General features: G+C 61.9%; 13 protein-coding genes. 9 read left to right on the plus strand and 4 right to left on the minus strand.

Annotated features, from left to right (window positions below):
- Positions 1-181: 181 nt before the first annotated feature.
- The 4 genes from QQM37_RS11095 to QQM37_RS11110 all read right to left on the minus strand — a co-directional run bounded on the left by QQM37_RS11095 (position 182) and on the right by QQM37_RS11110 (position 4486).
- Complete coding sequence (locus QQM37_RS11095) at positions 182-1543, minus strand: ABC transporter substrate-binding protein (protein WP_285727484.1); 1362 nt, start codon at positions 1541-1543, stop codon at positions 182-184.
- 54 nt (positions 1544-1597) lie between these two features.
- Entirely contained in the window at positions 1598-2506 is a 909-nt protein-coding gene (locus tag QQM37_RS11100; RefSeq protein ID WP_285727466.1) for a carbohydrate ABC transporter permease, read from the minus strand.
- Positions 2503-3483: a carbohydrate ABC transporter permease gene (locus QQM37_RS11105; protein WP_285727468.1), complete on the minus strand. Its 981-nt coding sequence runs from the start codon at positions 3481-3483 to the stop codon at positions 2503-2505. Before QQM37_RS11105 ends, QQM37_RS11100 begins: the two co-directional genes overlap by 4 nt.
- Before the next feature lie 295 nt (positions 3484-3778).
- Positions 3779-4486 (minus strand): MgtC/SapB family protein, encoded by a 708-nt coding sequence (locus QQM37_RS11110; RefSeq protein ID WP_285727470.1) that lies wholly within the window; start codon positions 4484-4486, stop codon positions 3779-3781.
- A 545-nt stretch (positions 4487-5031) separates the two neighbouring features.
- On the opposite strand from QQM37_RS11110, the gene infA reads away from it, so the two are divergent.
- From infA to rpsI, 9 genes are all read left to right on the plus strand, one after another.
- Positions 5032-5253, plus strand: coding sequence for a translation initiation factor IF-1 (gene infA, locus QQM37_RS11115; RefSeq protein ID WP_011775571.1), 222 nt, complete (start codon positions 5032-5034; stop codon positions 5251-5253).
- A gap of 42 nt (positions 5254-5295) precedes the next feature.
- A complete protein-coding gene (gene rpmJ, locus QQM37_RS11120; RefSeq protein ID WP_011775570.1) occupies positions 5296-5409 on the plus strand; it encodes a 50S ribosomal protein L36 in 114 nt (37 codons plus the stop codon).
- A 187-nt stretch (positions 5410-5596) separates the two neighbouring features.
- The gene (gene rpsM / locus QQM37_RS11125; RefSeq protein ID WP_285727472.1) at positions 5597-5974 is read left to right on the plus strand and encodes a 30S ribosomal protein S13; all 378 of its coding nucleotides are present in this window, start codon (positions 5597-5599) and stop codon (positions 5972-5974) included.
- A 92-nt stretch (positions 5975-6066) separates the two neighbouring features.
- Entirely contained in the window at positions 6067-6468 is a 402-nt protein-coding gene (rpsK, locus tag QQM37_RS11130) for a 30S ribosomal protein S11 (RefSeq protein WP_285727474.1), read from the plus strand.
- Positions 6469-6608: 140 nt separating this feature from the next.
- Complete coding sequence (locus QQM37_RS11135) at positions 6609-7619, plus strand: DNA-directed RNA polymerase subunit alpha (RefSeq protein ID WP_285727476.1); 1011 nt, start codon at positions 6609-6611, stop codon at positions 7617-7619.
- Between the two features lie 69 nt (positions 7620-7688).
- Positions 7689-8249, plus strand: coding sequence for a 50S ribosomal protein L17 (rplQ, locus tag QQM37_RS11140; protein ID WP_285727478.1), 561 nt, complete (start codon positions 7689-7691; stop codon positions 8247-8249).
- Positions 8250-8319: 70 nt separating this feature from the next.
- On the plus strand, positions 8320-9228 hold the full coding sequence (gene truA, locus QQM37_RS11145) for a tRNA pseudouridine(38-40) synthase TruA (protein ID WP_285727480.1): 909 nt from the start codon (positions 8320-8322) through the stop codon (positions 9226-9228).
- A 244-nt stretch (positions 9229-9472) separates the two neighbouring features.
- Complete coding sequence (rplM, locus tag QQM37_RS11150) at positions 9473-9916, plus strand: 50S ribosomal protein L13 (RefSeq protein WP_285727482.1); 444 nt, start codon at positions 9473-9475, stop codon at positions 9914-9916.
- A 42-nt stretch (positions 9917-9958) separates the two neighbouring features.
- Positions 9959-10471 (plus strand): 30S ribosomal protein S9, encoded by a 513-nt coding sequence (gene rpsI, locus QQM37_RS11155; protein ID WP_285727483.1) that lies wholly within the window; start codon positions 9959-9961, stop codon positions 10469-10471.
- The last annotated feature ends 54 nt before the right edge of the window (positions 10472-10525 follow it).

Raw genomic sequence — 10525 nt, forward strand, 5'->3', positions numbered from 1 at the left:
AAGGGCAGCGTGCACGGAATTCCTCTCGCGGGGTGGATGGGCTCCCGCCAATTTTACCGGGTATTTGGCGGCCCTGGATCGTTGGGGGCCTGGCGGTCGTCCGGCGGCTCAGGCCTTAAATGCCGGTGGGGCTGTGCGGCACGAATGCCGCACAGCCCCACCGGCTGAGCCGATACAGGAATCAGGACTTCAGCTTCGGCTTCACGTCCTTGTCGTAAATGCCCTGCAGCGTGGTCTGCAGAGTGGTCAGCGTTGCCTTGACGTCAGCCTTCTCGTTCATGATCTTGCCGGCGGCCTTGGCCATTTCGGCATCTGCACCGGGCAGGAACACCCGGGCGTAGTCCTGGCTCTTGGTGACCTTGAGCTGGTCCAGGGCAACCTGGATCTGCGGGGTCTTGGCCAGCACGGCAGACATATCGGCGCTGGTGCGGACCGGCATGTAGCCGGTCGCCGCGGAGAACTGCGCGGTGCTCTCAGCGCTGGTGATGAAGCTGACGAACTTGGCAGCAGCCAGCTGGCGCTCCGGGGAGGCCTTGGCCGCGATCACCAGGCCGGCACCACCCGTCGGGCAGACAGGGGAGGCCGATGCCGGACCGCCGGGGAGGAAGCCCACGCCGATGTTCATGTTCTTGGCAGCGGCTGCCTTGAGGGTGTTCACCAGGTCACCCGTGGAGGAGACCGTGGCGCTGACCGCACCAGCGGTCATATCGCCCACGGCGTCCTTGGAGGACACACCTGCCCAGGCGTCCTTGACGATGGTGTCCTGCACCCACTGGAGTGCCTTGACGGAATCATCGGTGTTGGCCGTGATGGTCCAGTCCTTGGACCAGCCGGTGCCCTGGCCCCAGAGCACGTTCTGCAGGGTCCACCCGGCGTAGCCGGCCAGGGCGGGGTACTGGTACGCGTGCTGGTAGCCACTGACGGAAGCGTTCGCTGCCTGGATCTTGGGGGCCCACTCGGCGAACTCGCTCCAAGTCTTGGGTGCGCGGTCCGGCAGACCCGCAGCCTTGAAGTGATCCTTGTTGTAGTAGAACAACGGCGTGGAGCGAGCGAATGGCACGGCCCAGTGTGAGTTGTTGTAGCTGTAGTCGTTGCGCAGCGTGGTGTTGAAGTCGTCGGTTTTGTCGTTGACGGCCTTCAGCAGGTCATCGATCTGCACGATCGCGCCGGAGAGCGCGTAGCGGAACCACCAGACATCGGAGGCTACGACGACGTCGGGGAAGTCAGAGCCGGTGAGTGAGGTCTGGAACTTCTGGGCCACTTCCTCGTAGTTGGCGCCACCGGTGATCAGGTTGACCTTGATGTCCGGGTTGGCCTTCTGGAAGTCGTCGATCAGCTTCTGCTCGATGGTCTGGGAGGAGCCGGGGTGGCTGGACATGAAACTGATCTGGGCAGCCGGCTTGACCTTGGACCAATCAGTGCTGGAAGCGGTGCTGGCTGCAGTACCGGAGGTGGAGGGGCCGCCACAGGCGGCGAGGGCGGCGGTGCCGACGCCCAGCCCACCGAGGGCCAGGAAGCTCTTGCGATTGATATTCATAAAGATGCCTTTCAGAGAACGGGCGGTGTGTGCTGCGAGTTTTTTGGGTACGTGACGGGGTTATCCGGTGACGGACCCCTGGGTGAGCCCCGAAACGATGTAGCGCTGCAGGGCGGCAAAGATGATCAGAATGGGCAGAATCACGATGACGGCGCCCGCCATCAGGACGCCCCAGGCCTGCGAACTGGAGTCCGAGTTGCTCAGCAGGGTCAGACCCACCGGCAGCGTCATCATTTCCGGCTTAGTGGTGATGATGAGCGGCCAGATGTATTCGTTCCACTCACTGACCAGGGTGACCAGACCGACGGTGGCGATCGACGGCACCGAAATCGGGACGACGATCTGCCACAGCCGGCGGAAGTGACCCGCGCCATCGATCTCAGCGGCTTCGAAAATCGACGTGGGCAGCGTGAGGAAATGCTGGCGCAGCAGGAAGGTGCCGAAGGCGGTGCCGAGTCCGGGCAGGATCAGGCCCCAGTAGGTGTTCTGACCGTTGAGGCTGGAAATCAGCACATAGTTGGGCAGCACGGCCATCTGCGGCGGCACCATGAGCGCCACCAGAACCAGAATGAAAATGATCCGCTTGAACGGGAACCGCACAAACACCAGGGCATAGGCGGTGGAGACCGCCAGAATGCACTTGATCGTCCCACCGATCACCGTCACGATCACGGAGTTGAGGAAGAACCGGGCAAAGGGAACCTTATTGGCGGCCGTCGCGTAGTTATCGAAGCTGGGGTTCTGCGGAAGGATCTTCAGATCCGTGGTGATGATCTCGCCGGGGCTTTTGAAGGAGGAGAGGATCATCCAGAGCAGCGGAAGGAAAATGACCAGAGTGACCAGAATCAGCGGAACGTAGCCCGTGGCGATGGTGCGCCCGATATTGCGCAGGCTGAGCGGACGGTCGCGGTGCGGGAGCGGCTCCGGCGGGGTGAGCGCGGGTTTGATCGCGGTGGAGACGGTACTCATGCGTAGTGAACCTTTCGCTCGACGAAGCGCATCTGCACCACGGTGATGATGAGGACCAGGATGAACAGGATGACCGAGACTGCGGCAGAAGCTCCTGCACGGTTGTACGCGCCAAAGGCCTGAAGGTAGCTCTCGAACATCAGTGTGTTGGTGCCCTGGCCAGTAGGCGTCATCACCTTGAGGATGTCGAAAGCCTGCAGCGAAGACAGCAGCGTGGTGATCAGCAGGAAGAACGTGGTGGGAGAGAGCAACGGGAAGCTGATCGAGATGAAGCGGCGGAATGTTCCCGCTCCGTCCAGCGAGGCTGCTTCCATGACGTCCTGCGGCAGCGACTGCAGGCCAGCCAGGTAGACCACGGCGCAGTAACCGAGGTTCTTCCAGATATAGACGATGATCACCATGACCAGCGCCAGCTTCGGATCATTGATCCACTCCGGGCTGGCTGCACCAAGCCCACGCAGTATCCAGGAGAGCACACCGTATACCGGGTCGAAGATGAACAGCCAGACCAGGCCGACGCCGACGCCGGAGAGCACATAAGGGGCAAAGACCGCCGCCCGGGCGAAGGTGCGGCCCGGTACTTTCTGGTTCAGGGCGAGAGCCACCAGCAGGCCCAGCACCATGGCGCCGCCGACCGTGAACACGGTGAAGATCGCCGTCGTGCCCAACACGCTGACCGCGCTGGAGGAGGTGAAGAAGTCAATGTAGTTCTGCAGACCGACATTGATCGCGGTGGCCTCACCGAGCGTCCAGTTGAGCAGGGAGTACTGGAAATTCGCCACCAGCGGCCGGTAGGTGAAGACGGCGATGAGCGCGATGTTCGGCAGAGCGAAAAGGATGAAGATCCAGGCGTCCCGGCGGGCGCGGGCGGTCCAGTACCGCTGTCTGATGCGCGGGGTATCGGGCGGGACGGCCTCCGCTGCGGCAGCGGGTGCGGTTCCTGCGCTGAGGCGAGGATCCGACGTGACTCGGTTCATAAATATGCTTCCTGAGAGTGCGAGGGCTCGCGGGTGAACCCTGCACCACTTCAGCACACAGCGCCGTTGCTGGAGGCAGAAAATCCCTCCACGATGAGAGAGTTCCCGCAGGTTTCACTCCGTGTTCACCAAGTGATCGACCGGAATGGGTTCAGTGTACTCACAGGGAACAAGATTGATACTTTGTTACATTGACCTGACAAAGAGTGGGATCACGCCATGATGACTGCCGGTTGGCTAGGCATGCCTCTGTGCCGTTCCCGACCTCGAGGGACCCGGTTTATGTCCCCGGACGTCAAGCGGCCTGATTGATCTCGGTAAGTACCGCAGCCTCAACTCCGTCCACTTCCTGAAGTGCCAGAACGGCTTCGGCCATGCTCTGGGGTGCGCCCGTGAGTTTGAGGAGAATATCCAGGTGGGTTCCCGCTTCGAGAGTGTCATCAAAGAGGCGTCTACCCATTTCCAGGTCGCTGACTTTCACCCCATGATCGGCCAGGCTGATGATGATATGCCGCAGTACGCCGTGTCCGTCCAAATATCTGACTTTCAGGGCCGCCATGGACTTCTTGGAGTGCGGCATGCTGTTTTGTAGATACGGAATGCCCAGGGTTACTGCGAAGTAGACCAGGGTGACGCCCGGGGCGATCAGGAACAAGCCAGCCCCGGCTGCCATACCGACCGCTGCGACGAGCCAGATGCTGGCCGCCGTCGTCAGTCCTCGGACCGCATCTTTGCGGACAAAGATGAGTCCCGCGCCGAGGAATCCGATTCCTGAGACGACCTGTGCTGCGATGCGGGAGCCATCCAGTGAGTAGCCAGGCTCTGTGCTGATGTCGTTGAATCCGTACTTGGAGATGACCATGAACAGGGCTGCGCCGAGGCCCACCAGGGTGTGCGTCCGCATGCCGGCTGCCTTTTGGTGAAACTCACGCTCGAATCCGATCAGCATGGAGAGCACCACGGCCAGGGCGATGTGGATGAGGTAATAGAACTCTTGGTGCAACGGTCCTCCAAAACGAAAACATGTCTTGAGCGTTGGGGGCACCTGAGGAGTGCAGCAACTCGCGGTCGCGTGGGGCGCTCTAAACAATGAATACGTAGTCCACGATGACCGAGGGTTGCCTGCGGTGAAGCGACGGTTCCAGGATCAGGTGTCCTGTTGCGCCTAGCGGAATGGCGTTGGGAGCATCCTGACAGTCGAATCCATACATGTCAATACATATGGTTGTCCTGACAAATGAGCGCGAAAAATGCCATGGCTCCGCAGGTCCGTGCTGATCTGTGGTCTCGGCTCGCGACCGTTTAGACTTCCCGCCCCTGATGGCGTAGAGTTGTGTGTTGGTTGTCTGCGCTCTGGCGCGCCCTCACCTCACTCTTGATCGGCCCTCCCTGCTCGGGAGGCCCCGTGGAATGGAATCCCTGCGGGATCTTCCCTCTGCTGGGTTGCCACGATCTTCTCGGTGGATGAGAACGTGCTGGCTGGTCAACCGAATTCTAGAGCCGGATTCTCCCGCCGACGCGGGGGATGCACAACAGTAAGTGGAGGATATGGCCAAGAAAGACGGGGTCATTGAGATCGAGGGCGTGGTGACTGAGGCGCTGCCCAATGCGATGTTTCGTGTTGAGCTGACCAACAAACACGTCGTACTCGCTCACATTTCGGGCAAGATGCGCCAACACTACATCCGAATCCTCCCAGAGGACCGGGTCGTGGTGGAGCTCAGTCCTTATGACCTGACTCGTGGCCGCATCGTCTACCGCTATAAGTGACACTGGCTCGCTCAGTACACTGCTCACACGCAAAGGAACACCATGAAGGTCAAGCCGAGCGTTAAGCAGATCTGCGACAAGTGCAAAGTGATCCGCCGTAATGGCCGGGTCATGGTGATCTGCGAAAACCCGCGCCACAAGCAGCGCCAGGGCTAATTCCCGCCACGGGAAGCTCAGGACCTGTTCACGTTTGAATAGATAACGGCAGCACAAGTTTGCTGTTCACAGGCTCAGTCTCTGAGCAGTGAACAGCAAGCGAACCCCCGGTCGGAGGCTGGGGCCGCGAGAGAACTCGCGGGTGTACTGCCTACGACCTCCGGATTTACCCAAGGAGTACCGCCAGATGGCTCGTCTCGCTGGCGTCGATCTTCCCCGCGAAAAGCGGTTGGAAGTCGCGCTTACCTATATCTACGGCGTGGGCAAGACCCGTGCACAGCAAACCCTGGCCGATACCGGAATTTCTCCGGACGTCCGAGTCAAGGACCTCTCCGACGCCGAGCTGGTTCAGCTCCGCGACTTCATTGAGGGCAATTTCAAGGTCGAGGGTGACCTCCGCCGCGAGGTGGCAGCTGATATCCGCCGCAAGGTTGAAATCGGCAGCTACGAAGGCATTCGGCACCGCCGCGGCCTGCCTGTCCGTGGACAGCGCACCAAGACCAATGCCCGTACCCGTAAGGGACCGAAGCGCACCGTCGCCGGTAAGAAGAAGGCCGGTCGCTAATCCTCGGTTGCTTCTGAAGATCACCTGTGGGTGATCGACAGAGATTCAGCAATTGAGGGCTCGCGATCAGCGCAAAGATTTTAGGAGAATCCATGCCCCCCAAGACTCGTGGAGCGGTCCGCAAGCCGCGTCGCAAGGACAAAAAGAATATCGCGCTTGGCCAGGCGCACATCAAGAGCACCTTCAACAACACCATCGTGTCGATCACTGATCCGACCGGTGCTGTGATCTCCTGGGCTTCGGCCGGCGAGGTCGGGTTCAAGGGTTCGCGTAAGTCCAGCCCCTTCGCTGCTCAGCTGGCTGCCGAGCAGGCCGCCAAGCGCGCGCAGGAGCACGGCGTCCGCAAGGTCGACGTGTTCGTCAAGGGCCCGGGCTCCGGTCGTGAGACCGCGATCCGTTCGCTCACTGCCGCTGGTCTGGAGGTCGGCTCCATTCAGGACGTGACCCCCAGCGCGCACAACGGATGCCGTCCGCCCAAACGTCGCCGCGTCTAGTTCGCAATCGCCGTCGTCGGTGTGTGCCGGGGCTCTGTGATGAGTCCCGGCATGCGTCGTGTCGGCTGAGTGGACCCAGACCGAACGTTCCCCTACCTGTGTTGCGTCATATAGCGGATGCTCGCTGAAAGGAAACCCCAGTGCTCATTGCACAGCGCCCCACCCTGTCTGAAGAAGTAGTTGCCGAGAATCGTTCGCGGTTCATCATCGAGCCGCTTGAACCCGGTTTCGGCTACACCTTGGGCAACTCCCTCCGCCGCACGCTGCTCTCCTCGATCCCTGGTGCTGCGGTAACCAGTATCCGGATCGACGGTGTGCTGCATGAGTTCACCACGGTCCCCGGTGTCAAGGAAGATGTCACCGAGATCATCCTGAACATCAAGAACCTCTCGGTATCCTCCGAGCATGACGAGCCTGTGGTGGCTTACCTGCGTAAGCAGGGACCCGGAGTCGTCACGGCTGCGGATATCGCGCCTCCCGCAGGTGTGGAATTCCACAACCCGGATCTGCACATCGCCACCCTGAACTCCAAGGGCAAGTTTGAGCTGGAACTGACCATTGAGCGTGGCCGTGGCTACGTTTCGGCGGCTCAGAATAAGTCTGGCGATGCGGAAATCGGGCGTATTCCGGTTGACTCCATCTACTCGCCCGTGCTCAAGGTGACCTTCCGTGTGGAAGCAACCCGCGTTGAGCAGCGTACCGACTTCGATCGCCTGATCGTGGATGTGGAAACCAAGCAGGCCATCGCCCCGCGCGATGCCGTGGCGTCCGCAGGAACCACGCTGGTGGAACTCTTCGGCCTGGCCCGCGAGCTGAACACTGCCGCCGAGGGCATCGAAATCGGCCCCTCGCCGACCGATGCCGCACTGGCTGCCGATATGGCCCTGCCGATCGAGGACCTGGACCTGACGGTTCGTTCCTACAACTGCCTCAAGCGCGAAGGCATCCACACCGTGGGTGAACTCGTGGCTCGCTCCGAGGCTGATCTGATGGACATCCGTAACTTCGGTGCCAAGTCGATCGACGAAGTCAAGGCCAAGCTGGTTGACCTGGGCCTGTCCCTGAAGGACTCGCCTCCCGGATTCGATCTGGCAGCCCGCGCCGCTGATCTCGACGATGTCGACGACGCGTTTGCGGACGACGAGCTCTAAGACACATTTCAAGGCCTTCCGAGGCCTGGCCTGCGGCCGGGTCCCGGATCCATCTGAGGAGAAAACACTATGCCTACCCCCACCAAGGGTCCGCGCCTGGGCGGCGGTCCGGCTCACGAGCGCCTGATGCTCGCGAACCTGGCTGCTTCGCTCTTCGAGCACAAGCGCATCACCACCACTGAGACCAAGGCTAAGCGGCTTCGCCCCTACGCCGAGCGCCTCATCACCTTCGCCAAGCGCGGAGACCTGGCCTCGCGTCGTCGCGTGCTCGGCCTGATCAGCAACAAGGGCATCGTCCACGAGCTGTTCACTGACATCGCCGAGCAGGTGTCCAACCGTGAAGGCGGCTACACCCGCATCACCAAGATCGGCAACCGCAAGGGTGACAACGCCCCGATGGCCGTCATTGAGCTGGTTCTGGAGCCCGTTTCCCCGAAGCAGGCTGTGGTAGCTGAAGCCACTCAGGCCGCTGCGAATGCTGTTCCTGCGAAGGAAGACGCTGTTGAGGCGACCGTGGTTGAGGAGACCGTTGAGGCTCCTGCCGAGGTTGAAGAGACCGCTGCTGTGGTTGAAGAGACCGAAGAAGCTCCCGCTGCTGAGGAATCTGCTGAGGAGAAGGACGCCAAGTAGGCTCCTGAGCGGAAGCGCCTGACGGCTCTTCTGCCGGATGTGGAGTTCTGCCCAGCGTAGAATTGGCTCCATGCAGTTTCAGAAACCCGCCGTCACCCGTGAGGGTGACGGCGGGTTTCTGCGTCTCCGCCTCGATCTGGCCTACGATGGCGCCCCCTTCAGCGGCTGGGCGGTGCAGCCGGGTCGGTTGACGGTTCAGGGCGCCGTGGAGGAGGCTCTGGCGCTGATCGTGCGCAGGCCGGTCCGTCTCACGGTCGCCGGTCGCACCGATGCCGGGGTGCACGCCCGCGGCCAGGTGACCCACCTGGACCTGCATGAAGAGGAATGGCTCGCGCTGAGCCGCAACAGTGCCATCGAACCTGGGCACGCCTTGGTCCGCCGCCTGCGCGGCACTCTGGGGAGGATCCTGGGGGAGGCTGCGGGCGCCATCGTGGTTCACGGGGTGCGGCCCGCGGAGCCTGGCTTCGATGCCCGCTTCTCGGCCCTCTGGCGGCGCTACAGCTACCGGGTGGCGGATCGTGGAGCGAATTGGGACCCGGTGCTGCGCACCTCGACCTGGTGGTACCGATCGGAACTGGATCTTGAGCTGCTGAATCAGGCGGCGGCGCAGACGCTGGGCCTGAATGACTTTCTGGCCTTCTGCAAGCCGCGCGAGGGTGCCACGACGGTCCGCGAACTGCAGCGCTTCGACTTCCGACGTGATGGAGATGGCGTGCTGGTGGCCACGGTGCAAGCGGATGCTTTCTGTCACAATATGGTGCGCGCATTGATCGGCTCCGTGGTCCAGGTGGGTTCCGGCGCGCAGCCGCCAGACTGGATGGGGGAGCGGTTGGCAGCCAAGGCGCGCGATGCGCAGTCGCTGCTGGCGCCGCCGCATCCTCTGGTGCTCGAAGAAGTGGCCTACCCGGATGCCGCCGAACTGGGGCAGCGGGCCGAGCTGACCCGGGCGGTCCGCACCGCGGATATGAGTGTCCGCTAGGCGCATTTGTTCCTGCGCTCCCGGCACGGTAACATGGACAGTCGTTATGCGTGTCCGCACTCGGTACCGCATGTCATCACACAGACCCAGTTGCGTCGGTCATTATGTGTGGGCATGTCGAGTCGCATGGATGAACTGGTCGCAAGAGCCCTCACCTCTGTTCCGGTAGCGCATGAAGATGTGTCGTCAGCCCGTGTTCGCACGGGAGGGCGTACCCCAAGAACACGAAACGAAGGCAAAAACTGTGCGTACGTACACTCCGAAACCCGGCGATATCAACCGCCAGTGGCACGTGATCGATGCCACCGACGTCGTCCTGGGTCGTCTTGCCAGCCAGACCGCAACACTGCTGCGCGGGAAGCACAAGCCGACCTTTGCACCCCATATGGATATGGGCGATTTCGTCATCATCATCAACGCTGAAAAGGTCGCCCTGACCGGCGCCAAGCTCGAGCAGAAGCGCGCTTACCGCCACTCCGGTTACCCGGGCGGCCTGAGCAGCGTCAACTACGCTGAGCTGTTGGAAAAGAACCCGGTGCGCGCCGTGGAGAAGGCCATCAAGGGCATGCTGCCGAAGACCTCTCTTGCCGCACAGCAGCTGACCAAGCTCAAGGTCTACCGCGGTGCTGAGCACCCGCATGCTGCCCAGCAGCCCCAGGCCTTCGAAATCACCCAGGTCGCCCAGTAGTCCTGAGCGCACGTTCAACAAACTTTTTACCTAAGGAGAACCGTGGCTCAGACTGACGAGCTGAACACCGAGGCCATTGAGGCCGAGGACGAGGTTGTGACCAGCTACACCTCGGAGAGCGCCCCCGCATCCGATGACGCCCCCAAGAAGGAGCGCCCCGCGCTGACCGTTTCCGGCTCTGCCGTCGGTCGCCGCAAGGAAGCCATTGCCCGCGTTCGCGTGGTGCCCGGCACCGGCAAGTGGACCGTCAACGGTCGCGAGCTGGCAAACTACTTCCCCAACAAGCTGCACCAGCAGGAAGTCAACGAGCCCTTCAAGGTGCTTGAGCTTGATGGCGCCTACGACGTGATTGCTCGCATCCAGGGTGGTGGCCCCTCCGGCCAGGCCGGTGCGCTGCGTCTGGGCGTTGCCCGCTCGCTCAACGAGATCGACGTGGAGAACAACCGCCCGACCCTGAAGAAGGCTGGCTTCCTGACTCGTGACGCTCGCGTCATCGAGCGCAAGAAGGCCGGTCTCAAGAAGGCCCGCAAGGCACCTCAGTACTCCAAGCGCTAAATTCGCGCTTCCAAAAAAAGCGGCTCGCGGTGCGAGCCGCTTTTTTTTGTGCCG

It is taken from the genome of Psychromicrobium xiongbiense, assembly GCF_030271165.1.
Classification (GTDB): Bacteria; Actinomycetota; Actinomycetes; order Actinomycetales; family Micrococcaceae; genus Renibacterium; species Renibacterium xiongbiense.